This window comes from Candidatus Symbiopectobacterium sp. NZEC127, from assembly GCF_025962675.1.
Classification (GTDB): domain Bacteria; phylum Pseudomonadota; class Gammaproteobacteria; order Enterobacterales; family Enterobacteriaceae; genus Symbiopectobacterium.
The window spans coordinates 124,149-150,608 of record NZ_JAGFPG010000003.1; the positions used below are offsets into that span (position 1 = coordinate 124,149).

22 protein-coding genes are annotated in these 26,460 nt (G+C 53.4%); 19 read left to right on the plus strand and 3 right to left on the minus strand.

Annotated features, from left to right (window positions below):
• The first annotated feature begins 81 nt into the window (after window positions 1-81).
• On the plus strand, window positions 82-2,076 hold the full coding sequence (gene tkt, locus J5069_RS14065) for a transketolase (protein WP_264644473.1): 1,995 nt from the start codon (window positions 82-84) through the stop codon (window positions 2,074-2,076).
• 59 nt (window positions 2,077-2,135) lie between these two features.
• On the opposite strand, the gene J5069_RS14070 is transcribed toward tkt, so the two are convergent.
• A complete protein-coding gene (locus tag J5069_RS14070; protein ID WP_264644474.1) occupies window positions 2,136-2,999 on the minus strand; it encodes an IclR family transcriptional regulator in 864 nt (287 codons plus the stop codon).
• Window positions 3,000-3,240: 241 nt separating this feature from the next.
• Between J5069_RS14070 and J5069_RS14075 the strand changes: the two genes are divergently transcribed.
• The 15 genes from J5069_RS14075 (at window position 3,241) to J5069_RS14145 (ending at window position 20,756) form a co-directional block, all read left to right on the plus strand.
• Complete coding sequence (locus J5069_RS14075; RefSeq protein ID WP_264644475.1) at window positions 3,241-4,533, plus strand: Gfo/Idh/MocA family protein; 1,293 nt, start codon at window positions 3,241-3,243, stop codon at window positions 4,531-4,533.
• Window positions 4,534-4,874: 341 nt separating this feature from the next.
• Complete coding sequence (locus tag J5069_RS14080; protein ID WP_264644767.1) at window positions 4,875-6,152, plus strand: ABC transporter substrate-binding protein; 1,278 nt, start codon at window positions 4,875-4,877, stop codon at window positions 6,150-6,152.
• A gap of 218 nt (window positions 6,153-6,370) precedes the next feature.
• On the plus strand, window positions 6,371-7,261 hold the full coding sequence (locus J5069_RS14085; protein WP_264623797.1) for a carbohydrate ABC transporter permease: 891 nt from the start codon (window positions 6,371-6,373) through the stop codon (window positions 7,259-7,261).
• Window positions 7,254-8,168 carry a carbohydrate ABC transporter permease gene (locus J5069_RS14090; RefSeq protein WP_264644476.1) on the plus strand — a complete coding sequence of 305 codons (915 nt, stop codon included), beginning with the start codon at window positions 7,254-7,256 and terminating at the stop codon, window positions 8,166-8,168. The genes J5069_RS14085 and J5069_RS14090 overlap by 8 nt, the downstream gene beginning before the upstream one ends.
• Window positions 8,169-8,181: 13 nt before the next feature.
• Window positions 8,182-9,312, plus strand: a complete 1,131-nt coding sequence (locus tag J5069_RS14095) for an ABC transporter ATP-binding protein (protein ID WP_264644477.1) — start codon at window positions 8,182-8,184, stop codon at window positions 9,310-9,312.
• Between the two features lie 113 nt (window positions 9,313-9,425).
• The gene (locus J5069_RS14100) at window positions 9,426-11,405 is read left to right on the plus strand and encodes a YjhG/YagF family D-xylonate dehydratase (protein ID WP_264644478.1); all 1,980 of its coding nucleotides are present in this window, start codon (window positions 9,426-9,428) and stop codon (window positions 11,403-11,405) included.
• A 91-nt stretch (window positions 11,406-11,496) separates the two neighbouring features.
• Window positions 11,497-12,408, plus strand: coding sequence for a dihydrodipicolinate synthase family protein (locus J5069_RS14105; protein ID WP_264644479.1), 912 nt, complete (start codon window positions 11,497-11,499; stop codon window positions 12,406-12,408).
• Window positions 12,409-12,475: 67 nt separating this feature from the next.
• Window positions 12,476-13,570 (plus strand): glycoside hydrolase family 105 protein, encoded by a 1,095-nt coding sequence (locus J5069_RS14110; protein ID WP_264644480.1) that lies wholly within the window; start codon window positions 12,476-12,478, stop codon window positions 13,568-13,570.
• Between the two features lie 316 nt (window positions 13,571-13,886).
• Window positions 13,887-14,903: an erythrose-4-phosphate dehydrogenase gene (gene epd / locus J5069_RS14115; protein ID WP_264644481.1), complete on the plus strand. Its 1,017-nt coding sequence runs from the start codon at window positions 13,887-13,889 to the stop codon at window positions 14,901-14,903.
• Between the two features lie 76 nt (window positions 14,904-14,979).
• Window positions 14,980-16,143, plus strand: coding sequence for a phosphoglycerate kinase (gene pgk, locus J5069_RS14120; protein WP_264644482.1), 1,164 nt, complete (start codon window positions 14,980-14,982; stop codon window positions 16,141-16,143).
• A gap of 136 nt (window positions 16,144-16,279) precedes the next feature.
• Window positions 16,280-17,356: a class II fructose-bisphosphate aldolase gene (gene fbaA, locus J5069_RS14125; protein ID WP_264644483.1), complete on the plus strand. Its 1,077-nt coding sequence runs from the start codon at window positions 16,280-16,282 to the stop codon at window positions 17,354-17,356.
• A 149-nt stretch (window positions 17,357-17,505) separates the two neighbouring features.
• A complete protein-coding gene (mscS, locus tag J5069_RS14130) occupies window positions 17,506-18,369 on the plus strand; it encodes a small-conductance mechanosensitive channel MscS (protein WP_264644484.1) in 864 nt (287 codons plus the stop codon).
• Window positions 18,370-18,500: 131 nt separating this feature from the next.
• Window positions 18,501-19,148, plus strand: a complete 648-nt coding sequence (locus J5069_RS14135; protein WP_264644485.1) for a hypothetical protein — start codon at window positions 18,501-18,503, stop codon at window positions 19,146-19,148.
• Window positions 19,149-19,243: 95 nt separating this feature from the next.
• On the plus strand, window positions 19,244-19,858 hold the full coding sequence (gene argO, locus J5069_RS14140) for an arginine exporter ArgO (protein WP_264644486.1): 615 nt from the start codon (window positions 19,244-19,246) through the stop codon (window positions 19,856-19,858).
• 172 nt (window positions 19,859-20,030) lie between these two features.
• On the plus strand, window positions 20,031-20,756 hold the full coding sequence (locus J5069_RS14145) for an oxidative stress defense protein (RefSeq protein ID WP_264644487.1): 726 nt from the start codon (window positions 20,031-20,033) through the stop codon (window positions 20,754-20,756).
• A 17-nt stretch (window positions 20,757-20,773) separates the two neighbouring features.
• Here the strand turns inward: J5069_RS14145 and J5069_RS14150 are convergent, their stop codons facing one another.
• Window positions 20,774-21,667: a LysR family transcriptional regulator ArgP gene (locus tag J5069_RS14150; RefSeq protein WP_264623785.1), complete on the minus strand. Its 894-nt coding sequence runs from the start codon at window positions 21,665-21,667 to the stop codon at window positions 20,774-20,776.
• A 204-nt stretch (window positions 21,668-21,871) separates the two neighbouring features.
• On the opposite strand from J5069_RS14150, the gene rpiA reads away from it, so the two are divergent.
• Both rpiA and serA read left to right on the plus strand, forming a co-directional pair.
• A complete protein-coding gene (gene rpiA / locus J5069_RS14155) occupies window positions 21,872-22,528 on the plus strand; it encodes a ribose-5-phosphate isomerase RpiA (protein ID WP_264644488.1) in 657 nt (218 codons plus the stop codon).
• Window positions 22,529-22,836: 308 nt separating this feature from the next.
• Entirely contained in the window at window positions 22,837-24,066 is a 1,230-nt protein-coding gene (gene serA, locus J5069_RS14160; protein WP_264644489.1) for a phosphoglycerate dehydrogenase, read from the plus strand.
• A 194-nt stretch (window positions 24,067-24,260) separates the two neighbouring features.
• On the opposite strand, the gene J5069_RS14165 is transcribed toward serA, so the two are convergent.
• A complete protein-coding gene (locus J5069_RS14165) occupies window positions 24,261-25,262 on the minus strand; it encodes a zinc-binding alcohol dehydrogenase family protein (protein ID WP_264644490.1) in 1,002 nt (333 codons plus the stop codon).
• Window positions 25,263-25,378: 116 nt separating this feature from the next.
• On the opposite strand from J5069_RS14165, the gene J5069_RS14170 reads away from it, so the two are divergent.
• Window positions 25,379-26,290: a LysR family transcriptional regulator gene (locus tag J5069_RS14170; RefSeq protein WP_264644768.1), complete on the plus strand. Its 912-nt coding sequence runs from the start codon at window positions 25,379-25,381 to the stop codon at window positions 26,288-26,290.
• Window positions 26,291-26,460: the final 170 nt, after the last annotated feature.

Below are 26,460 nucleotides of genomic sequence, written 5' to 3' on the forward strand. Positions count from 1 at the left end.
TCTTTGGTCTTCCTGGCTAACGTATTGATTATTAAACGTATGTTTGGCAAGACATCTGTTCAATCCGATCTGGAGTAAAGCATGTCCTCTCGTAAAGAACTTGCCAACGCTATCCGCGCACTCAGCATGGACGGCGTGCAAAAAGCCAAATCCGGTCACCCGGGCGCACCCATGGGTATGGCAGATATCGCCGAAGTCCTGTGGCGCGATTACCTTAATCACAACCCGGCTAACCCGCACTGGGCCAACCGCGACCGTTTTGTGCTCTCCAACGGTCACGCTTCCATGCTCATCTACAGCCTGCTGCACCTCACCGGCTACAACCTGCCGATTGAAGAGCTCAAGAACTTCCGCCAGTTGCATTCCAAAACCCCGGGTCACCCGGAGTACGGCTACACTGACGGCGTGGAAACCACCACTGGCCCGCTCGGGCAGGGCATCGCCAACGCGGTCGGCATGGCGCTGGCAGAACGCACGCTGGCGGCCCAGTTCAACCGCCCGGGTCACGATATCGTTGACCACTTCACCTACGCCTTTATGGGTGATGGCTGCATGATGGAAGGCATCTCCCACGAGGTGTGTTCACTGGCCGGGACCCTGAAGCTGGGCAAGCTGGTGGCATTCTATGATGACAACGGCATCTCGATTGACGGTCACGTGGAAGGCTGGTTTACCGATGACACCGCGGCACGCTTTGAAGCCTACGGCTGGCACGTAGTGCGTGGCGTCGACGGTCATGACGCCGATGCCATCACCCGCGCTATCGAACAGGCGCGCGCCGTGACGGACAAACCGTCGCTGCTGATGTGCAAAACCGTGATTGGTTTCGGTTCACCGAACAAGGCCGGTACTCACGATTCCCACGGTGCACCGCTGGGCGACGCCGAAGTGGCCGCGTCACGCGAACAACTGGGCTGGAAATACCCGCCGTTTGACATTCCGGCCGACATCTATGCCGCCTGGGATGCCAAAGCCGCGGGTGCGCAAAAAGAGAGCGCCTGGAGCGAGGCGTTTGCCGCCTATGCCAAAGCCTATCCGGAACTGGCTGCCGAATTCAAACGCCGTACCGTCGGCGACCTGCCGGCCAACTGGCAGGCCGATGCCCAGAAATTCATTGACGATTTGCAGGCCAACCCGGCGAAAATTGCCAGCCGCAAAGCCTCGCAGAACGCGCTGGAAGCCTACGGCAAGCTGCTGCCGGAATTCCTCGGCGGCTCTGCCGACCTGGCACCGAGCAACCTGACCATCTGGTCCGGCTCGGTCTCACTGGATAAAGACCCGGCGGGCAACTACATCCACTACGGGGTGCGTGAGTTCGGCATGACCGCCATCGCCAACGGTCTGGCGCTGTACGGCGGCTTCCTGCCGTATACCGCGACCTTCCTGATGTTTGTGGAATATGCCCGTAACGCGGTGCGCATGGCTGCGCTGATGAAAATCCGCAGCATCTACGTCTATACCCATGACTCCATCGGTCTGGGTGAAGACGGCCCGACGCACCAGCCGGTAGAGCAAATGGCGAGCCTGCGCGTGACGCCAAACATGAGCACCTGGCGTCCGGCGGATCAGGTAGAAACCGCGGTGGCATGGAAATACGCCATCGAACGCAAGGATGGCCCGACGGCGCTGATCCTGTCGCGTCAAAACCTGGCGCAGCAGACACGCACCGCGCAGCAACTGGCGGACGTGGCGAAAGGCGCTTACGTGTTGAAAGACAGTGACGGCCAGCCGGACCTGATCCTGATTGCCACCGGCTCAGAAGTGGAGCTGGCGGTAGCGGCCTACGACGTGCTGAGCGCGCAGGGCCACAAGGTACGCGTGGTCTCCATGCCGTCTACCGATGCGTTCGACAAGCAGGATGCGGCCTACCGTGAAGCAGTGCTGCCGAAAGCGGTGAGCGCCCGCGTGGCGATCGAAGCGGGCATCGCAGACTACTGGTATAAGTATGTCGGCCTGAACGGCGCGATTGTGGGCATGACCAGCTTTGGCGAATCGGCTCCGGCGGAAAAACTGTTCGAGGTGTTTGGCTTTACGGTGGATAACGTGGTGGCAAAAGCCAGTGCGCTGCTGAAATAAGCCTTAGCGTTTAATCGTACAAAACGGCGTCTAACAGACGCCGTTTTTTTATGCCTGATTTACTTCCCCAGTTGCTGGGAGATATGGGCGGCGGTACGGCACAGCGGATCGATAATCCACTGTAGCTTTGCTGGGTCGATATCTAATACCGTGCCAACCGCGCTGATGGCGGCAATGACCTGCCCGCTGCTGTCGGTTATCGGTGCGGCAAGGCAGCGAATATTGATGATATCTTCTTCGTTATCAAACGCCCATCCCTGCTGACGTACACTGATGAGATGCTGGCGATAGGCTTCTGGCGAGGTGAGTGTGCTGGCGGTTTTCGTTTGCCAGCCGATATGGCTGAGCTTTTTTTCTAAAGCCTGTTCCGGTAACCAGGCAAGCAACACCTTGCCCAGCGAGGAACTGTGCAGTGAAAGACGTTTTCCAACCCAGGTGTTGACCTGGATGCTGCTGTTGCCCTCAACCTTCAAGAGATAAACCGCTTCGCTTCCTTCCATCACGCCCAGATGGCACGTCAACTGAAGTTCCTGCGCTAAGGCCTTCAACGCGGGCAGGACAAATTCTTCAATACGTCGTTGATTTGCTGCGATGGTGCCCAGTTCAAACAGCTTCAGCCCCAGAATATATCCCCCCTGTACCGGTTGCTGCTGTAAAGCACCCAGTTGGCACAGCGTGGTTACCAGATGGTGGCAACTGCTGCTGGGGAGTCCCAGTCGGTCTTTTATCGCCGTCAGATTGAGCCCCGGTTCCTTGGCAATCAGGTTGAGTATCGCAAACCCTTTGGTTAACGCTGGTGCGGTGGATTTTGTTGCGAGAGAAAGGGCGTCGCTAGCGTCAACAGGTGCATTTACTTCTGGGTTATCAGCGGCGTTTTTCTCAACGATTTGAGACGTCACGCAGGTTTCTGGCTTTTTTTTCATCTTGTGCACCTTATTGTTGACCACTATACTGACTTTAAATTCCATATATAAAAAACTATTTCCATATGTGGAAAATATAGCGAGCGGATAGGATGCTGTCAACACATTAGATAGCGCTTGTTACACGCTGTCAGCCCTTCGCTACAGAAAGTGATATCGGGATACCGTTTTTTTTTAGATCCAAGGTGATGCTCAGCCAGGGTTCACACCAGTGAAAGCAGTTAATAACTACGGAGTCGTTATGAAAAAGTATGCCTTAGTGGGGACGGGGGGCCGCTCCGGTCTGTTCCTGACCGCAATAGCGCGTGATTACCGCCAGGAAGGTCGTCTGGTCGCCTTTTGCGACAGCAACCAAACGCGAATGGATTATGCCAACGCCATGATCGGCGAGTTTGAGCATCAGTCCGTGCCAACGTACAAGGCGGATGAATTCGATAAAATGATCGCGGAAACGCGTCCTGATTTTGTCATCGTCACCTCCATTGACCGCACGCACCATCACTATATTGTGCGCGCCATGGAACTGGGCTGTGATGTTATCAGTGAAAAGCCCATGACCATTGATGAAGAGAAGTGTCAGGAAATTATCGATGCCGTCGCGCGCACCGGGCGCAGCCTGCGCGTTACCTTTAATTACCGTTATGCACCACACCACAGCAAAATTCGCGAGCTGATTGCCGCCAACATTATCGGCGAAGTCTATTCTGTGCATTTTGAATGGCTGCTGAACACCGAGCACGGCGCAGATTATTTCCGTCGCTGGCACCGCGACAAACGCAACAGCGGCGGCCTGTTAGTCCATAAATCCACGCACCATTTCGATCTGGTTAATTTCTGGCTCAACTCTGAACCGGAAACCGTCTACGCACAGGGCGATCTGCGTTTCTATGGCAAAGCCAATGCGGAAGAACGCGGCGTGACCGAGTTTTATAACCGTTCCCATGGTAGCGAGGCGGCGGCCAACGATCCCTTTGCGTTGCACATGAAAGACAGCAAGCAACTGACGTCGCTGTATCTCAACGCTGAGCATGAAGATGGGTATTACCGCGATAAGAGCGTGTTTGACGATGGCATTAATATCGAAGATACGCTTGGCGTGATCGTGCGCTACAAAAGCAAAGCCATCATGACCTACTCGCTCAATGCTTATCTGCCGTGGGAAGGGTTGAACGTGGTGTTTAACGGCAGTCGTGGTCGTATCGAGATGAAGCTGGTCGAGAAATCTTACGTTAACGGCGGCGGCAAAAAATCAGACGAAGGCGCACTGCGCGGTTGTGAAATCAAAGTGTTCCCGATGTTTGACGAGCCGTACGTGGTGCCCGTGGTGCAAGGCGTTGGCGGACACGGCGGCGGTGATGATGTGATGCTGCGCGACTTGTTTGGTATCTCGGAACCCGATCCGCTGAACCGCGCTGCGGATTATCAGGATGGCGCACTTTCCATTCTGACCGGTATCGCGGCCAACCGCTCTTTGCGTACTGAATTACCGGTGCGGATTAAGGATCTGGCGGTAAAACTGCCACCGCGTAAATAGGTGGTTATTTAACATGATTGGCCGTCTGTCTGGATGGCCAATATTACACTGGGGGATATATCGGAGGAAATGGATAGCCAATTATACCCGTCATACTTCAAGTTGCATGCGCGTTGGCTGCACTCGCTTACCCGAATCACTTACTTATGTAAGCTCATCGGGATTCGCTCCCTTGCCGCCTTCCTGCAACTCGAATTATTTAGGGTATAGCGATTTTAAGAACAGATCTTTATCCGCACCCTACACGCAGTGAGTCCTAATACGTCTTCATCATATGACTCTGCGGATAAATGCCTGACATTGCCTATACGTATCAATGATGGAGAATGATATAAATGAAAATGAAAAAGCTCCTGCGTTATTCCGCTTTATTGATGATGCTGTCGCCAGCGCTAAGCCATGCTGACACTGAAATGCGTTTTTCATGGTGGGGAGGGAACCAACGCCATGAAGCGACGCGTGCAACCATCGATCAGTACAAAGTACAACATCCTACCGTCACGATAAAAGCAGAGCCAAGCGGGTGGGATGGCTATCTTTCCCGCGTCAGTACTCAGCTCGCGGGCTCAACCGAGCCTGATGTGATGCAGATTAACTGGAACTGGTTAGAACTTTTCTCCAAAAATGGTGAAGGGTTTTACGATCTGAATAAATTGTCTCAGCACATTGACCTGAGCCAGTTTACCGAGCAGGGGAAAAATCTGGTCACGCGCGGCGGAAAACTGAACGGTATTCCTATCGCGCTAACCGCCCGTTTAATGTATTACAACGCCAACGTCTGGCAGCAGGCCGGGTTAGAATATCCGCAAACCTGGGATGATATTCTGAAAGCCGGTCCGGTATTTAAAAGCAAACTGGGGGATGACTATTATCCGTTCTTCCTCGGTGCGGTGGATACCTCGATTCTGACCTTCCTCAATTCGTACATGGTGCAGAAATACAATATCGCCATGATCGATGAAGAGAAAAAGCAATTTAATTACACCCCGGAACAGTGGCTGGAATTCTTTGGCTTGTATAAAAAGCTGGTGGATAACCACGTTATTCCTTCCATGAAGTATTTTACCGCCTTCGGTAAAGCCAACGCCTGGGAAATCCGCCCGTGGCTGGAAGGCAAACTGGGCGGAACCTACATCTGGACCACGGAAGGCACCTACGCCGACAGTCTCAAAGCACCGTCGAAGCTGGTGCTGGGGCCGTACCCGATGCTGCCAGGGGCGAAAGATTCCGGTTTGTTCTTTAAACCTTCACAGATTTTCTCTATCGGGAATAGCGCCAAAAACCCAGAAGAAGCGGCCAAGTTCATTAACTACATGCTTAACGATCCTGCCGGCATCAAAACCATGGGGCTGCAACGCGGTATTCCGCTGAGCAAAATCGCTGTAGCGACGTTGGAAAAAGAGGGCATCTTGAAAAGCGGTGATATTCAGGCTCAGTCATTGGAGCAAGTGAATAAGCTGTCTGGCGATGTGAAAGTCTCTTCCTATTTTGAGAACCAAAAACTGCTGTCGGTATTCCTGGATTATCTCCAGCAATATGATTACGGAAAACTGTCTATCGAAGACGTTGCGACCGGTTTCCCGAAAGCAGGTGAACGTGTGCTGAAAAGAATCATCTGATGGTCTTTGATAAAATCTGACAGAAAACACTGATTTTCTGCAAAAAAATAACGCCGGGTGTAGGCAGTAATTTCACCCGGCGACAAGAGTACTTTTTTTAATTTATTACGCAGGTTCCCGCTGATATGAGTCAATCAGCGGGGATATTCAACACCAGGGCTTTTATTTGTGGCAGGGTAAATAACATTACCCTGTTACATCTCAACAGGTAAGTACCCATGAATGAAAACAAGCTATTGGGTCTGGCCTATGTCTCACCCTATATTATAGGGCTGTTGATATTTACGGCATTCCCTTTTGTCTCATCGTTTGTACTGAGCTTTACTGAATATGATTTAATGAATCCGCCGGTATTTAACGGGGTGGAAAATTACCGTTATATGCTGACGGAAGACGCCTTGTTCTGGAAATCCATGGGTGTGACCTTTGCCTATGTTTTTCTGACCATTCCGTTGAAACTGGCGTTTGCATTAGGCATTGCGTTTGTTCTTAACTTCAAACTGCGCGGCATCGGTTTTTTCCGTACCGCCTATTATATTCCGTCGATTCTCGGCAGCAGCGTGGCGATTGCCGTGCTGTGGCGCGCCCTGTTTGCTATTGATGGACTGTTGAACAGCTTCCTTGGCATTCTCGGCATTGAGGCGGTGAACTGGCTGGGCGAACCGTCGTTGGCGCTGATGTCGGTGACCTTACTGCGCGTCTGGCAGTTTGGCTCTGCGATGGTGATTTTTCTGGCCGCATTGCAAAACGTGCCGCAATCGCAGTATGAGGCCGCGATGATTGACGGTGCCACCAAATGGCAGATGTTCATCAAAGTGACCGTGCCGCTGATTACGCCGGTGATCTTCTTTAACTTTATTATGCAGACCACTCAGGCGTTCCAGGAGTTTACCGCACCCTATGTGATAACCGGCGGTGGGCCAACCCACTATACCTACCTGTTCTCGCTCTATATCTATGATACCGCGTTTAAATATTTTGATATGGGCTATGGCGCGGCATTGGCGTGGGTACTGTTCCTGGTTGTCGCTATCTTTGCGTCGGTGGCGTTTAAATCATCGAAATACTGGGTGTTCTACTCTGCCGATAAAGGGGGCAAAAATGGCTGATTTACCTCAGGGCCACGCGGGCGTGTCGTCCGCCGAAGCGATTGCCGCGGCAGAAGTGCGCCGGACGTTACGTCGTGAAAAATTCAATGCCAGCATCCGTTACACCATCCTGCTGATTGTCGGTCTGTTGATGCTCTATCCGCTGGTATGGATGTTCTCGGCCTCCTTTAAACCGAACCACGAGATCTTTACCACGCTGGGACTGTGGCCGGAAAATCCCACCAGTGACGGTTTTGTGCGCGGGTGGAAAACGGGGACGGAATACAATTTCGGCCATTACATGCTGAATACCTTCAAGTATGTGATCCCGAAAGTGATACTGACCATTATTTCCTCCACCATCGTGGCCTACGGTTTCGCCCGCTTTGAAATTCCGTGGAAGAACTTCTGGTTTGCCACGCTGATCACCACCATGTTGCTGCCCAGCACCGTGTTGTTGATTCCGCAATACATTATGTTCCGTGAAATGGGCATGCTGAACAGCTACATGCCGCTCTATATTCCGCTGGCCTTTGCCACGCAGGGATTCTTTGTCTTCATGCTGATCCAGTTCCTGCGCGGTGTGCCGCGTGATATGGAAGAAGCCGCCCAGATCGATGGCTGTAACTCCTTTCAGGTGCTGTGGTATGTGGTAGTACCGATCCTCAAACCGGCCATTATTTCTGTGGCGCTGTTCCAGTTCATGTGGTCGATGAACGACTTTATCGGCCCGCTGATCTACGTCTATAGCGTGGATAAGTACCCGATTGCACTGGCGCTGAAAATGTCCATCGACGTGACGGAAGGTGCGCCGTGGAATGAAATTCTGGCGATGGCGAGTATCTCTATTCTGCCGTCCATCATTATTTTCTTCTTTGCTCAACGCTACTTCGTACAGGGCGTTACCAGCAGCGGAATTAAAGGTTAATTGAGGATTTATCATGGCTGAAGTTACGTTTAATAAACTGGAGAAAGTGTACTCCAACGGTTTCAAAGCGGTGCACGGCATCGACCTGACCATCAAAGACGGTGAATTCATGGTGATTGTCGGACCGTCTGGCTGTGCCAAATCCACGACCTTGCGCATGCTGGCGGGTTTGGAAACCATCAGCGGCGGTGAAGTGCGTATCGGCGAGCGCATCGTGAATAATCTGGTGCCGAAAGATCGCGGTATTGCGATGGTGTTCCAGAACTATGCGCTCTATCCGCATATGACGGTGCGTGAGAACCTGGCATTCGGTCTGAAATTGGCGAAATTACCCAAAGAGAAGATCGACGAACAGGTTAACGAAGCGGCCAAAATCCTTGAGTTGGAAGATCTGATGGATCGTTTGCCGCGCCAACTGTCCGGTGGGCAGGCACAGCGCGTTGCCGTCGGTCGCGCTATCGTGAAAAAACCGGATGTGTTCCTGTTTGACGAACCGTTATCCAACCTGGATGCCAAGCTGCGTGCCTCGATGCGTATCCGCATTTCTGACCTGCACAAGCAGTTAAAGAAAAGCGGCAAGCCAGCAACCAGCGTCTATGTTACCCACGATCAGACCGAAGCCATGACCATGGGTGACCGTATCTGCGTGATGAAACTGGGCCATATCATGCAGGTCGATACGCCGGACAACCTGTACCACTACCCGAAGAACATGTTCGTGGCGGGGTTTATCGGTGCGCCGGAAATGAACATCAAGCCGAGCAAGCTGGTGGAACGGGACGGGCAGGTGGCATTGACCGTCGGAAATTCCACGCTGGCGCTCAATGCCTCGCAGCAGGAGAGGGTCAAAGCCTATCTTGGTCAGGATGTGTTTTTTGGCGTGCGTCCGGAATACGTCAGCGTCTCATTAACCCCGTTTGTCGAAAGCCACTCTCAGGGGGAATTGATCCGCGTGGAAAATATGGGCCACGAATTCTTTATGTATCTGAAGGTAGATAATTTCGAACTGACCTGTCGTATGCCTTCCGAGCAGGCCAGAGTGATTATCGCCAGCGCGATGCATAAGACGGTCTATTTCCAGTTTGATAGGGATAAGTGCCATATCTTTGATGCAAAAACGGAGCGAAATATTTCGCTGGCGTAGATCTCTTGCACCAAGTGCCGATGGCTTAACAGCCAGAAAACGCCATCGGCAGGATAATGGATTTTCAGTTGTATTTTTGGGTAAGGCATACGGGCCATTAAGGAGTTCCCATCATGTCGCTTAACGTTATCTTTAATAGCGCAGACCCCGGCATCTACAATATCAAAACGCACGCGGAAGGCCCGGCTGGGGCGCTGCCGTTAACACCAGAAATGCTGGTGGATTCACCCAGCGGCAATATTTTTGGTTTAACGCTGAATGCAGGAATGGGGTGGGACCCAAACCGTCTGCTCGGTACCGAAGTGCTGATCCTCGGTACGCAAGGGGGGATTCGCGCTGAGGATGGTCGTCCGATTGCGTTGGGATATCATACCGGGCACTGGGAAATCGGCTTGCAGATGCGCGCCGCCGCTGAAACCATCGCCAAAGAGAATGGCGTGCCGTTTGCCGCTTATGTCAGCGATCCCTGCGATGGCCGTTCGCAGGGGACCACCGGCATGTTTGACTCCTTGCCGTATCGCAATGACGCCGCCATGGTGTTTCGGCGGTTGATTCGCTCCTTGCCCACCCGTAAAGCGGTGATTGGCGTAGCCACCTGTGACAAAGGCTTGCCCGCGATGATGATTGCGCTGGCGGCGACGCACCATTTACCGACCATTATCGTGCCCGGCGGCGCAACGTTGCCGCCGACGCACGGAGAGGATGCCGGTAAAATCCAGACGATTGGTGCACGCTTTGCCAATCAGGAACTGAGCCTGAAAGAGGCTGCCGAATTGGGCTGCCGGGCGTGCGCTTCTCCGGGGGGCGGCTGTCAGTTCCTCGGCACGGCCGGTACCTCGCAGGTGGTGGCCGAAGGGTTAGGGATGGCGCTACCCCATTCTGCACTGGCGCCCTCCGGGCAGGAAGTGTGGCTGGATATCGCCAGACAGTCCGCGCGTGCGGCGCTGCTGATGCAGCTCAAAGGGTTGACCACCAAGGATATTATCACTGACAAAGCCATTGAGAATGCGATGATGGTACACGCCGCGTTTGGTGGCTCGACCAACCTGTTACTGCATATTCCTGCGATTGCCTATGCGGCGGGCTGCAAAGCGCCGACCGTTGAGCAGTGGATGGCAATTAACCGCAAAGTGCCGCGCTTGGTGAGCGTGTTGCCGAATGGACCGGACTATCATCCCACCGTCCGCGCCTTTATGGCCGGTGGCGTACCGGAAGTGATGCTGCATCTGCGTAAACTCGGGTTATTGCATGAAGATGTGCTCACGGTGACCGGCGAAACCCTGGGCGAGAATCTTGACGTGTGGGAACGCTCGAAGCGTCGACGCCGTTTCCGCGAGTTGCTGGTGGAGTGCGACGGTGTTCAGCCAGATGAAGTGATCATGAGCCCCGAGCAGGCCAAGGCGCGCGGTTTGACCTCCACCATTACCTTCCCCTCCGGCAACATTGCGCCGGAAGGATCCGTGATTAAATCGACGGCGATCGATGCCTCGGTGGTGGATGAGCAGGGTATTTACCGCCATACCGGCAAGGCCAAGGTGTTCACTTCGGAAAAAGCGGGGATCAGCGCCATCAAGCAGGGGGCGATTCAGGCGGGTGACATGATGGTGGTGATCGGCGGCGGGCCGTCGGGCACCGGGATGGAAGAAACCTACCAGCTTACGTCCGCGCTGAAACATCTCTCCTATGGCAAGTTCGTTTCGCTGTTGACCGATGCGCGTTTCTCTGGCGTATCAACCGGTGCCTGTATCGGTCATATCGGGCCGGAAGCCTTGGCGGGCGGGCCGATCGGCAAGCTACGCGATGGTGACATCATCGAAATGATCATCGACCGGAATCAACTGGTCGGCTCGATTAATTTTATCGGTACAGAAGGGCATCCGCTGTCGCCCGAAGAAGGGGCCGCCGTGCTGGCGAGTCGTCCGGTACATCCTGAATTACGAGCGCATCCCGACTTACCCGATGATACGCGTTTGTGGGCGGCGTTGCAGGCGGTCAGTGGCGGTACCTGGGCGGGCTGTATTTATGATACCGACAAGATCCTTAACGTTATCAATGCCGGTCTGAAAGCGTTAAAAGAGAATAACGGCGATTAATTTTTAGTTTTAATTCGGGCGGCCAACTGCGCGCCCACCCTCATTATAGCAATGATATTTATTTTCCACATACGGAAAAAGGTGGTGACTTATGTTTAAAACACTTGCGGGTGTTATTCCTCCGGTTCCAACGATTCTTGATGCCAAAGGTCAATTTGATCCGGAAGGCATGGGCGTATTAATTGAAAGATTAATTGACTCTGCCGTAAACGGTTTTTTATTTTTGGGGAGTGCGGGAGAGTTTGCCAATTTCTCCCAGCAGCAACGCAAAGCGATTGCTGAATTTTGCGTAGCGAAAGTGAATGGGCGCAAACCGGTGATTATCGGCACCGCATCCTGCTCCACGGCGGAGGCGATTGCATTAACGCAACACGCATCAGATATTGGCGCTGATGCGGTAATGATTGTGAATCCCTATTATGCGCTGATGTCCGATGAGCGCCTTTATAATCACTACAAATCTATTGCTGATGCGGTGGCAATTCCGCAATTATTATATAACTTCCCGGCATTGACCGGGCAAAACCTGTCCGTTGAATTAATTGGTCGTCTGGCAGACAGTTGCGCCAATATTGTCGGCATTAAAGATACCGTTGATTGCATGAGCCATATCCGCCAGGTGATCACGGAAGTGAAAGGCCGTCATCCTAATTTTCTGGTGTTCTGCGGCTTTGATGAATATGCCCTTGATACGCTGCTGCTCGGCGGCGACGGCGTGATCCCCGCCACCTCGAATTTTGCGCCGGAAATCACCTGCGGCATCTATCAGGCCTTTTTGGATAAGGATATGGTCGCGGTGCAAGCGCTGCTGCGCCGTCTGGCCGTGTTGTCGAAGATCTATACCCTGGAAGTGCCGTTTACCGGCCTGATAAAAGAAGCGATTCGTCTCACCGGTTCGTCAATTTCTGCCGCCGTGTCCGCGCCTGCGACGCCGCCCAGCCCGGAAATGAAACAGCACCTAATCGCGCTGCTGCGTGAGGCTAATATCGCCATTGGGGAATAACCTCCCCACGTTACAGAGACGCTGCCGCTGAGCGCGTCTCTGTAGCCCAACCTTCAGGAAGAAACCCATGCTGGATAAATCAGTCATTACCACAAAACTCGCCGCGTTGTATCAGGAGATCGTTGCCATCCGTGAGGATGATGCCTATCTCAAATCCATCGGTGCTTACGGTTCGGATATGTCTATCGAACTGTGGGACTGGTCGCAAGGCGTCGGGTTGTATGGCATTTGGCGCTTATATGAAGCGACCGGCGATCAGACCTATGTTGACTACCTGAGCGCCTGGTTTGAACGCCATCGGGCAGAGGCGGCAGTAAAAAATGTCAACCACGTCGCGCCGATGCTGACGCTGGTGTCGCTGCTGGAGCAACAGGAAAATGTGCAATGGCGCGCGCTGGTGAATGAATACGGCGAGTGGATTGAGCAGGGGTTGTTGCGTACCGAAATGGGCGGGTTCGCCCACACCACGGCTACGCGCAATAACGAAGGGCAATTGTGGGTCGATACCCTGTTTATGAGCGGTCTGTTCCACGTTAAGGCCGGACAACTGCTTAACAAGCCTGCCTATTGCGAAGAAGTCATCTATCAGTTCTTGTTGCATACGCAATTTTTAAGCGATCCGGTCAGCGGCCTGTGGCGGCACGGCTGGCATTTCACGGAAAAACACCACTTTGCCGGTGCGTTGTGGGGCCGGGGTAATGGCTGGGCGGCGATAACGGCGGTTGAACTGCTGGAATTGACGCGAGCAAGCCACTCTGCGTCCTCTCGCTTTATTGAGCAGAATTTTCTGCGCCAGAGTGAAGCATTGTTAAACGCTCAGGCTGATAACGGCATGTGGCACACGCTGCTCAACGATCCGCACAGCTATCAGGAGTCGTCAGCCACGGCGGCGATCGCCTACGCCTTTCTGAAAGGGTATCGGCTCGGTATTCTCGATAGCCGCTTTGCCGATGCTGGCGTTAATGCCATTGCTGCGCTGCTGGCGCGCATCGATCAACAAGGACAACTGGCGGAAGTCTCTTCCGGTACACCGGTGTTTATGACATTGCCAGAATATACCGATGTGCCGATTCGCCAGCGCTCTTATGGACAATCATTGGCGATGCTGGCGTTGGCAGAAATGTTACGCCATCCCGATCTCCTGCACACTAAGCCCGTCTGATACACCATGCTGGCATGGCAAGACGCCGTTTCTTGCCATGCCAATACCGCCTTTTCTTTGAACTGCGTCACTGTTCTGCAAGCGCTCTGGTTGAGATATTTCCTTTGCTGAAAATTTGCATTATGCTAGCTGAAGCGTTTCAGTTGGCGTAATTAGGGCGATTGATCCCGAACAGCGGCGAATTATCTCGCAGGTGGATCGTCAAGGGCAGGTGTGTTGTCCAAGAATAGTCTTACTTAACAGTTTATTCCGGTGTTGGTACTGATTATTCTATACCCTACATAATTCGAGTGTTCAGCTTGATACAGAGAATGCGATGACAATTCGTATTGCGATAAACGGTTTTGGTCGTATTGGCCGCAGCGTGTTACGGGCACTGTACGAATCCGGACGTCGGGCCGATATTAGCGTGGTGGCGATCAACGAACTGGCGAGCGCGGAAGGTATGGCGCATCTGCTGAAGTATGATACCAGCCATGGGCGTTTTGCCTGGGATGTGCGCCAGGAGTGCGACCAGCTCTACGTCGGTGATGACGCCATTCTGCTATTGCATCAGCGTGAGATTGAGGGGTTACCCTGGCGAGAGCTGGGCGTTGACGTGGTGCTCGATTGCAGCGGCGTGTACGGCAGCCGCGCGCACGGCGAAGCGCATCTGGCCGCCGGTGCCAAGAAGGTGCTGTTTTCTCACCCCGGTGCCAACGATATCGATACCACTATTGTGTTTGGCGTCAACCATGAGACGTTGCAGCCAGAACACCACATTGTGTCTAACGCCTCCTGTACCACCAACTGCATTATCCCCATTATTAAATTGCTGGATGAATCGTTCGGTATTGAAAGCGGCACGGTCACCACCATTCACTCTTCGATGAACGATCAGCCGGTGATCGATGCTTACCATAGCGATTTGCGCCGCACCCGCGCGGCCAGCCAGTCCATCATTCCGGTGGATACCAAACTGGCGGCAGGCATTACGCGTATCTTCCCGCAGTTTACTGACCGTTTTGAGGCGATTTCAGTGCGCGTGCCAACGATCAATGTCACTGCCATCGATTTGAGCGTAACGGTAAGGCAAGCGGTAAATGTTAATGAAATCAATGCGCTTTTTCAAAAATCAGCGCATGGGGCATTTCGTGGTATAGTTGACTATACGGAATTACCTTTAGTTTCAGCTGATTTTAATCACGATCCGCACAGTGCCATTGTCGACGGTACGCAGACGCGGGTCAGTGGGTCGCACCTGATAAAAACGCTGGTCTGGTGCGACAACGAATGGGGCTTCGCCAATCGCATGCTGGATACGACACGCGCGATGGCAGCCTGCGGTTTTTAGTTATATGTAACTGAATTGTCAGGGATTTTAATCTCGATCACACAACTTTATAAGAGAATCAACAAGAGGATTCACCATGTCTGTAATTAAGATGACCGATCTGGATCTGGCGGGTAAACGCGTATTGATCCGTGCGGATCTGAACGTGCCGGTTAAAGAAGGTAAAGTGACGTCTGATGCGCGTATCCGTGCATCGTTGCCGACCATTGAGAACGCACTGAAACAAGGTGCGCGTGTCATGGTGACTTCCCACCTGGGACGCCCGACCGAAGGGGAATACAACGAAGAATTCTCCCTGCTGCCGGTTGTTAACTATCTGAAAGATAAAATTTCTTCTCCGGTTCGTCTGGCGAAGGATTATCTGGATGGCGTTGATGTTGCCGAAGGTGAGTTGGTGGTTCTGGAAAACGTTCGCTTCAACAAAGGCGAGAAGAAAGACGACGAAGAGCTGTCGAAGAAATACGCGGCGCTGTGCGACGTGTTCGTGATGGACGCCTTTGGTACGGCACACCGTGCGCAGGCCTCTACCCACGGCGTGGGCAAGTTTGCTGATATCGCCTGTGCAGGCCCGCTGCTGGCAGACGAACTGGAAGCGCTGGGTAAAGCGCTGAGCAACCCGGCGCGCCCGATGGTAGCGATCGTCGGCGGTTCTAAAGTGTCTACCAAGCTGACCGTGCTGGGCTCATTGTCCAAGATTGCTGACCAACTGATCGTGGGCGGCGGTATTGCCAACACCTTCGTAGCGGCACAAGGCCACAACGTGGGCAAATCGCTGTACGAAGCGGATCTGATCCCTGAAGCGAAAAAACTGCTGGAAACCTGCGACATTCCAGTGCCGAGCGACGTGCGCGTAGCGACGGAATTCTCTGAAACTGCAACCGCAACCTTGAAGTCAGTGACTGCCATCAAAGATGATGAACAGATTCTGGACCTGGGTGATGTGTCCGCTGAGCGTCTGGCCGATATTCTGAAAAATGCCAAGACCATCCTGTGGAACGGCCCGGTTGGCGTGTTCGAATTCCCGAACTTCCGTAAGGGAACCGAAATCATCGCTCAGGCGATTGCAGACAGCGACGCGTTCTCTATCGCCGGTGGTGGCGATACGCTGGCCGCGATTGACCTGTTCGGCATTTCAGACAAGATTTCTTATATTTCTACCGGCGGCGGTGCCTTCCTGGAGTTCGTGGAAGGGAAAAAACTGCCTGCGGTAGTCATGCTGGAAGAGCGTGCTAAGCAGTAATGCCGCTTTGCCGGGGGTGTCACCCGGCAACCCGTTGCTCCCTCCTCGAGTGGGCAACGGTGGGTTCGGACGCTGTGCGTCCGGCCCGTAGTCAATTATCTCAACCCTCCACGGCCAACGAGACGGGACACGTAACATGTCTAAAATTTTTGATTTCGTAAAACCTGGTGTCATCACTGGCGATGACGTTCAGAAAGTTTTCGCAGTAGCAAAGGAAAATGGCTTTGCTCTGCCCGCAGTCAACTGCGTCGGTACTGACTCCGTCAATGCGGTGCTGGAAGCGGCAGCGAAAGTTCGCGCACCGGTTATCGTTCAGTTCTCTAACGGGGGGGCCGTGTTTACCGCAGGTAAAGGCCTGAAAGCGGAAGGCCAGAAATCCGCCATCCTCGGTGCCATCTCTGGCGCACAACACGTTCACCTGATGGCTGAACACTACGGCATTCCTGTTATCCTGCACACTGACCACTGCGCCAAAAAACTGCTGCCTTGGTTGGACGGCCTGCTGGATGCCGGTGAAAAACACTTTGCCGCGACCGGTAAACCGCTGTTCTCCTCCCACATGATCGACCTGTCGGAAGAGCCGTTGGAAGAGAACATCGAGATTTGCAGCGAATACCTCAAGCGCATGGCAAAAATCAACATGACGCTGGAAATCGAACTGGGTTGCACCGGCGGTGAAGAAGATGGCGTGGACAACAGCCACCTTGATAACTCCGCACTCTACACCCAGCCGGAAGACGTGGCTTACGCCTACGAAAAACTGCATGCCATCAGCCCGCGTTTCACCATCGCGGCGTCGTTCGGCAACGTGCATGGCGTATACAAACCGGGTAACGTGCAACTGACGCCGAAAATCCTGCACAACTCGCAGGAATACGTCTCCAAGAAATTCAACCTGCCGCACAACAGCCTGGACTTCGTGTTCCACGGCGGCTCCGGCTCCACGGCAGAAGAGATCGCCGAAGCGGTGAGCTACGGTGTGATCAAAATGAACATCGACACCGACACCCAATGGGCAACCTGGGAAGGCGTGTTGGCATACTACAAGAAGAACGAAGGCTACCTGCAAGGGCAGTTGGGTAACCCGGAAGGCGCAGACAAGCCGAACAAGAAGTACTACGATCCGCGCGTTTGGCTGCGTGCTGGCCAGGCAACCATGGTTGCACGCTTAGAAAAAGCGTTTAAAGAACTGAACGCGATCGACGTACTGTAATCTATATTAATAAGTGCATTGATAAACAATGCATGAAAATAAGAGGCTCCTTTTATCAGGAGCCTTAATTTTTTCTGGCCTGCTTTGCGGCCATTTTGGGTGTGAACCATCCCTTTCAAAGGGTGAAATGCAAAAATGGGAGAGTGCCAATGGAAGAACTGGATGTAACCGAAAGCCTGAGCCGTATGGGGCAATGGGTCGTCAATAATGAGGCTCTGCTGATCCAGTATGCGGTGAACGTGGTGGCCGCCATTATCATTTTGCTCATCGGCCTGCTGGTGGCGCGTGTGGTCTCGAAGGGCATCAGCAGAGTGATGGTGGCGCGGGGGATTGACACCACCGTAGCGGATTTTCTTGCCGCACTGGTGCGTTACGGCATTATTGCCTTTACGCTGATTGCGGTATTGAGCCGCATTGGGGTGCAAACCGCATCGGTGATTGCGGTGATGGGTGCTGCTGGCTTGGCGGTGGGTTTGGCGCTGCAAGGCTCGCTGTCAAACTTCGCGGCGGGCGTGCTGCTGGTGATGTTCCGCCCGTTCCGTACCGGTGAGTTTGTCGATTTGGGCGGGGTTTCTGGCACGGTGACACAGGTGCAGATATTCTCCACCACGATGCGCACGCCAGATGGCAAAATCATCGTCGTTCCCAACGGGAAAATCATTGCTGGAAACATCATTAACAGCAGCCGTGAACCGGACCGACGCACCGAAATTATCGTTGGTGTGGCCTATGACGCGGATATCGATCGGGTCAAAACGGTGCTTGGGGATATCGTCGCGGCAGATAAGCGCATTCAGCATGAACGTGGCGTCACCATTCGTCTCAATGAAATGGCAGCGTCTTCACTGAATTTTGTCGTATGGGTCTGGACGACCAACGGTGATGCCATGGCGGTGAAATGGGATCTGTTAGAAAGTTTTAAACGGGCGCTGGATGAACACCAGATCGGCATTCCCTATCCGCAAATGGATGTGCATTTGCATCAAACCCCGACAACATCAACCAACACGTAATTTTCGTTAGTCCTCTTTAGGCATCCGGTGCTAAGCGCACGGATGCCTAAACGCTTTCACTCGAAAAGTAAAAACACGGCTCCCCTATCGACCTACCCTAACCGCTGTTACTGGTTGATATGTGTTGTGTTATGAAATTTGATAAAACCCTGTATCCCCACACCGTGGCGATCGCAATTTTTGCCGCCTCGCTGCTTTACACTGGAAATAGACTCTTCTCCGCGCAAAGCCAGGCGGTGCTGGCGATTGAGACGTTTCAATCACTATGGCTGCTGTTTGGTGCGCTGTTCACCTGGTGCTACATCAGGCCGCTGCGACGTGAGACTGCGGCGAAGTTCTTCTGGCTCTGGAGTATCAGTTGGTGGATGTTATTGTTTGGTCGGGGAATCAGTTGGGGGCGGGATTACTTCCCTGATGAGCCAAAGCTTTACTTTCGCATTATTTCCATCGTGTTGATTGGGATGACGGCCTGTGCGCTGTTGTTGCCCGTGATTCGTCGAGAGATTATTCGCCGTTTCCGGCAAGAAAGCCTGCCCGTGTGGGATATCCTGTTGTTGGTGCTCTATTTCGTTATCGTCGATACCATCGAACACCATCGCTTCTTGGCGTTTCTCTTTGTCTACGACACATCGCGTACCGATTTGCTGGAAGAGTTGTTTGAACTGCCGTTTATGTTTTCGCTGTTTGCCGTTGCTTTCCTACTGCAACGTAATGAAAAGCAGGTTGGAGCCAAAACGCTGCCGGTTTCACCTTCGGTATTGCACGATATTCGAAATTAGATTCTCTAATGAATAATTAGAATCTTCAATTTCAATTAATGGAAAAACCGCCTTACACTCCCTCGAATTGTTCATCCGGGAGAGTGTAGAGAACCATGTTTGGCATGTATTGGCAGGGATTTTTTCTGGGCGCGGCGATGATTTTGCCACTGGGACCGCAAAACGCTTACGTGATGAATCAGGGGATTCGGCGTCAGTATCATCTGATGATTGCCCTGCTGTGTGCATTGAGCGATGTCATCTTGATCTGTGCGGGTATCTTTGGCGGTAGCGCGTTGCTGAGTCAGTCATCGCTGTTGCTGTCACTGATCACCTGGGGAGGCGTTGCGTTTCTGCTGTGGTATGGCTGGGGCGCGTTCAAGGTGGTTTTCAACCGCCAGCTTGAAGTCGTCAGTGTGGATATCGCACGGCAAAGCCGCTGGCGCGTTATCGCTAGCGTATTGGCAGTCACCTGGCTGAATCCGCATGTCTATCTGGATACTTTCGTGGTGCAAGGCAGCATTGGTGGGCAGATGGCACCCGACGCGCGCAGTTGGTTTGCCTTGGGTTCCATTACGGCTTCTTTCCTGTGGTTCTTTGCATTGGCGTTGCTGGCGTCCTGGTTGGCACCGTGGTTAAACACGCCAAAAGCGCAGCGCGTGATTAATGCCTTTGTTGGCATCATCATGTGGAGTATTGCGCTGCAACTAGCACATTCTGGTCTGCAATAGTGTTGTAAGTTGACGTTTTTTTACGGTATTCCGGAATTCACCTATAGTTAAGCCAAGCCAGCCTGTGCACTATATTTACCTATAGCCGTAGGCATAGTCATAGCACAGGCGCGCAGCCGTCATCGTGGCCTGCAACGGCGCACTATTACATGGAATCAGGAGAAACGACACTGTGAAGCTAAAAGCACTGGCGATAGCCGCCCTGTTAGGATTAAGCACGCTTCCACTGTCCGGTCAGGCCGCTGAATTGCCGAACGGACCGCACATCGTGACATCGGGCAAAGCGAGCGTGGATGCCACGCCGGACATTGCAAATTTGGCGATTGAGGTCAGCGTTTCATCGAAAGACGTGGCTGATGCTAAAAAGCAGGTGGACGACCGCGTGGCGCAATATTTTGCCTATCTGGAAAAGCACGGCATTGAAAGAAAAGACATCAGCGCCGCCAACCTGCGCACCCATCCTGAATACGATTTTCTCAAAGATGGTCGCTCTGAACTGAAAGGGTATCGCGCGGTGCGTCAGGTGGCGGTAACGGTACGCCAACTGGATCAGCTAAACGCCTTGCTGGACGGTGCGCTGCGCGCGGGGTTAACGGAAATCCGCGGCGTGGAGCTGGGGGTTGCCAACCCGGAAGCCTATCGCGATCAGGCTCGTCAGCGGGCAATAGAAACGGCGACCAGCCAGGCGAAAGCACTGGCAACCGGATTCAACGCCAAGCTGGGGCCGATTTACAGCATCCGCTATCAGGTAGCCAACTATCAGCCGGTTCCGATGGCCCGGATGTTTAAAGCGGCGGGTGTCGCGGCAGAGGCCGATGTAGCACAGACTTACGAGCAGCAAAGCATCCAGTTTGACGATCAGGTTGACGTAGTATTCGAGCTGCAACCTAATCAGTAACGCCTGCTTAACGCGCGTCAGGACTGGCGCAATACGCGATGCCCGTGCGAAAGCAGGGCATCCGTCACCTTTCTCATCATCCGACTCTCTGGCGCGAAGCGGTGCCAATAGAGCATCCGGCGCTGAAACAGGCCCGGCGTCAGATCGACCAGTTCGCTGTTTGCCAATTCTCTCTCGATTTGCAGGTGCGGGATCATACAACAGGTGGTGCCTTGTCGCGCCAATTGTACGAACGCTTCTGACGAGTTAACGATATGGCAGGGAACGCTACCGGGCGAGAGATCAAAATTTTGCTGCAAAAACGCCTGATGCATGTCGTCCAGATGGTCGAAGGCAACCGCAGGAGCGCGTAACAAGGCAGAGCGGGTCACACCGTTCGGGAAGTAGCGTGCGGCAAAATCTGGTGAGGCGACAAACAGATAGTCTAACGCACCGAGCTTATCCACCAGACAACTCGGCAACGGTTGTGGCTGGATACTGACGGCGCCGACCACTTCACCACGGCGCAAGCGTTCTTGGGTGCGGGTTTCATCTTCCACTTGCAGATTAAGACGGATAGGGGAATCGACCAGCACCGGTTGCAGTGCGGGTAACAGCCATGTAGCCAGACTGTCGGCGTTGACCGCCAGCGACAGTAACAGCGGGATATCGCTGCTGGCATCGTTGCCCAGCCACTCTTCTTCCAGCAACTCCACTTGATGCAACAGCGCCAGCAGTTTTTGCCCTTGTTCTGTGGGACGCGGTGGGATGGTTCTGACCAACAGCGGTTGTCCGAACAGGTTTTCCAACTGCTTGATGCGTTGTGAAACGGCGGATTGCGTGATGCACAATTTTTGCGCGGCGCGTTCAAATCCGCGCTCACGGATGACGGCATCCAGGGCCTGAAGTGTGCGATAGTCCGGTCGTTTCATGAAGGTGCCATTTCCTATGGATAAAACTTGGTCTTTGCACTATGCCACATTTTTCTGACGGAACACGCTAAAAATCTGTCCCATTTCACACCGATGGCCGAAAATAATCGGAGGACGCGCGGCGATTGGCGTCGTTTCCAGTGGCGCTTGCTCTATAATAACGCCTCTCTCTTCTCACTGTAATTTGCAGGCACGATACAGACCATGACACAAGATGAACTGAAAAAGGCAGTCGGCTGGGCCGCGTTGGATTATGTTCGCCCGGATACCATTGTTGGAGTGGGGACGGGCTCAACGGCCGCGCACTTCATTGACGCGCTGGGTTCCATCAAACACCAGATTAAAGGCGCGGTATCCAGCTCCGTAGCGTCGACCGAGAAGCTGAAAAGCTTAGGCATTACAGTATTCGACAGCAACGAGGTTGATGAACTGGATATCTATGTGGACGGTGCCGATGAGATCAACCCGCATATGCAAATGATCAAAGGCGGTGGCGCTGCGCTGACGCGTGAGAAGATCATTGCCGCCATTGCGCGTCAGTTTATCTGTATTGTCGATGCCTCCAAGCAGGTGGATATTCTGGGCACATTCCCGCTACCGGTAGAAGTGATCCCGATGGCGCGCGCTTACGTGGCGCGTGAGCTGGTGAAACTGGGCGGTCAGCCAGTCTATCGTCAGGGTGTGGTCACCGACAACGGCAACGTCATTCTGGATGTGCACAATCTCGATATCTCAGATGCCATTGCAGTAGAAAACCGTATCAATGGGATTGCGGGCGTGGTGACCGTCGGTCTGTTTGCCAACCGTGGCGCTGACGTTGCGCTGGTCGGTACCGCTGACGGGGTGAAAACCCTGAAGTAATTTCTCTCCTGCACATCGGGCGTTGGCATGAAGAGGCTAACGTCCGATTTTTTTTGCTTAAAAACCCCACCATTGTTAAAGTCTCACTTTTGGTACTTAATATCACTTTTTCTTATTTTGTTCCCTGCACATCTGGCGAGGCGACGCGTTGTCCTTATTTTTTACTGTAAAAGGGCGTTTGTGACGCCGTTGGCAGCATCGGGGAAGCAATCGATTGTCTTGCTGCTGGCGTAATTTTTGTTATGTTGGCAGAGGCTGTTTGGCAAATGGGTTCATTGGCATCTGAAGTCTGAATATAAGGTCGGGAAATGGCAAAGGTATCACTGGAAAAAGACAAGATTAAATTCCTCCTGGTGGAAGGGGTTCACCAGAGCGCGTTGGAAAACCTGCGCGCAGCGGGTTACACCAACATTGAATACCATAAAGGTGCGTTGGATACGGAAGCGTTGAAAGCCTCCATTCGTGACGCGCATTTCGTCGGTTTGCGTTCCCGTACTCATCTGACGGAAGAAGTGTTTGCTGCCGCAGAAAAGCTGGTTGCCGTGGGCTGTTTTTGCATCGGTACCAATCAGGTAGAACTGCCTTCCGCCACCAAACGCGGTATCCCGGTATTCAACGCGCCGTTTTCCAATACCCGCAGCGTAGCGGAGTTGGTGATTGGTGAAATGCTGCTGCTGCTGCGCGGCGTTCCGGCAGCCAACGCCAAAGCGCATCGCGGCGTGTGGCATAAACTGGCTGTGGGCTCGTTTGAAGCGCGCGGCAAAAAACTGGGCATCATTGGCTACGGTCACATCGGCACCCAGTTGGGTATCCTGGCGGAAAGCCTGGGGATGCACGTCTACTTTTACGACATCGAGAGCAAGTTGCCGTTAGGCAATGCTCAGCAGGTGCGTCATCTGTCCGAATTGCTGAACATGAGCGACGTGGTCAGCCTGCACGTGCCTGAAACCTTGAGCACCCAGAATATGATGGGCGCAGAAGAGTTGGCGCTGATGAAACCGGGTTCTATCCTGATCAATGCCTCACGCGGCACGGTTGTCGATATCCCTGCATTGTGCGAAGTGCTGCGCAGCCAACACATTGCGGGTGCCGCGATTGACGTATTCCCGCAAGAACCAGCAACCAACAGCGACCCGTTTGTTTCTCCGCTGCTGGAGTTCGACAACGTGCTGCTGACGCCGCACATTGGCGGTTCCACGCAGGAAGCACAGGAAAACATCGGTACGGAAGTGGCCGGTAAACTGGCAAAATACTCTGATAACGGTTCGACGCTGTCTGCGGTTAACTTCCCGGAAGTTTCCCTGCCAGTACAGAGCGATCGCGCACGTTTGCTGCACATTCACGAAAATCGCCCAGGCGTACTGACGGCCATCAACACCATTTTTGCCGAGCAAGGTATCAACATTGCTGCCCAGTATCTGCAAACCAGCGCGGATATCGGCTATGTGGTGATCGACGTGGAAACAGATGCGGCGAATACCGCACTGCAACTAATGAAGGCGATTCCCGGCACCATTCGTGCCCGCCTGTTGTTCTAAGTGCTCGTCGAACGGGGCTGTCAGATCGATGACAATGTCCGTTATTAGGTGAAGTGCGGCGATGGGGTCGTAGCGGCGTAAGCCGCCGGAGTGCCCCTCGTCGCGATTCGCCGAGAAACACGGACGTGGTTAACAGCACAATCTAACAGCCCCTTTGTGGGGCTGTTTGCTTAACGATATGACAACGTTAGCGTTTATAACGCGATAGTCACCTTGCCGCGCATATGCCCTTCCTGCACCTTGGCATGAGCCTGTTGCAGCGTTTCGATGCTTAACCCGTTCAACACTTCACTGGCAGTGCCTTGCAGCTTGCCCGCATCCACCAGATGCGCCACCTCTTGCAGAATTTTCCCTTGCTGTTCCATATCCGGCGTTTGGTACATGCTGCGGGTAAACATAAATTCCCAATGCAGCGAGGCACTTTTACGCTTCAGCTCGTTCTGATCCAACGGACGTTCGTTTTCCACGATGGTGCAAATTTTGCCCTGCGGTGCAATCAACGAGCCTATCGCGCCCCAGTGTCCGTCGGTGTCGTTCAGGCAGAAAATATAATCCACCTGGGTGATGCCCGCTTTTTTCAGCTCACCGACCAAATCGCGATAATCAACCACCAGATCCGCACCGCGCTGGCGGCACCATTCTGCCGAATCAGGACGGGATGCCGTGGCGATAACCTTGACCTCACTGCGCAGTGCCGCCAGTGAGATAGCCAGAGAACCGACGCCGCCCGCGCCGCCGATAATCAGCAGATTTTTCCCCGCATCCGCGTCCTGAATCTCAAGGTGCTCAAACAGTCCTTCCCAGGCGGTAAGTGCGGTCAGCGGCAGGGCAGCGGCGGCAGCCCAGTCGAGAGAGACGGGTTTGTGCGACACAATACGTGCATCAATGAGCTGGTGCGAGCTGTTGCTGCCAGCGCGCGTGATATCGCCCGCATACCACACTTCATCTCCCACTTGAAAACCACTGACGCGATCGCCAATGGCAAGCACGGTGCCACTGGCATCCCAGCCTAACACGCGCGGTTCAGCCAACCCGTTTTTACGCAACCCGGCATGGACTTTGGTATCGACGGGGTTGATGGATATCGCTTTTACCTCAACCAGCAGATCGTGCGGACCCGGCTGCGGCTGCTCTTGGGTAATGGCGATAAAACGTTCGGGATGTTGTGGGTCAACGGCAATAGCCTGTACGGTCATGATGGGTTCCTCATTGTTTCGATAAGAAAAGTGTAGAACGAACTCATCGCGCTGATAAGATGGACAATCATTAACGAAGTGTTTGTCACAGGCGAACAATTATGTTTAAACCCTCCATGTTCAGGCAGTGGCAGGATATGGCGCTGTTTGCGCTGGTGGCCGAATGCGGCAGTGTGACACAGGCCGCGCTCAAGGCTGGCATGGCCAAATCCAGCCTCAGCTTGCGTATCAGCCAACTCGAACAACAGCTTGGATTGCGGCTGCTAAACCGCACTACGCGCAAGATCAGCCTGACGTTCGCTGGCGAGCGCTATCTGATCCACTGTCAGGAGATGATGCAGGCCAGTGAACGCGCCGATCTCGCTATTCAACATTTGCGTGATAACCCGAGCGGGCGGCTTCGCATCACCAGCCCTGCCGGTTTTGGTGCCACGCTGCTGGCGCGCTTGACCACCGAGTTTCAGCGCCGCTTTCCCGCCGTGTCTCTCGAAATTGCCATCTCTGACACGCTGGTGGATCTAGTCGATGAAGGGTTTGACGTGGCATTTCGCACCGGTAAGCCGCTGGATTCTTCACTGATTGGCAGACCGTTGGGCGTTACGCCGCGCTATCTGGTGGCCTCGCCGCACTATCTGGCGCGTCACCCTGCGTTGGTGCATCCGCAGCAACTTCAATCTCATCAATGTATTGCCCATCGTGCCTGGGCGGAGTGGGCATTGCAACGCGGGAGCGAGGACTATCGCTGGTTGCTTCCGCTGACGCACACCACGGACAATCTGCTCTATGCCCGTGAATGCGCGATGGCGGGCGCAGGCATCACCCTGCTGCCGGCGTTTCTGGTCGATGGCGTCGATCTGCCCCAGCCTCTGGTGCGCGTGCTGCCTGAATGGCGTGCAGAGCCCAATGAACTTTATTTGGTTTATCCCAGCAGGAAGCTCAATTCTCCCGCAATGGCCTGCTTTATTGAATTTGTGCTGCAACATGATGCGCTGGCGGAATATGTCACGCCGACGCCATTTTCATCCTGATAGCGTAACGTATTATATAATGTGAAAATACATTTCTTATTTTTAGAAATATAATACCACTTTATTTGAAATGTGATTATGATCACGGCATCAGGGTGGATGTTTTCACGCCATTGCCGATAAAACATGAATCCGACGATGTTTTTTTAGTAACGCCGATGCTGTTTGTG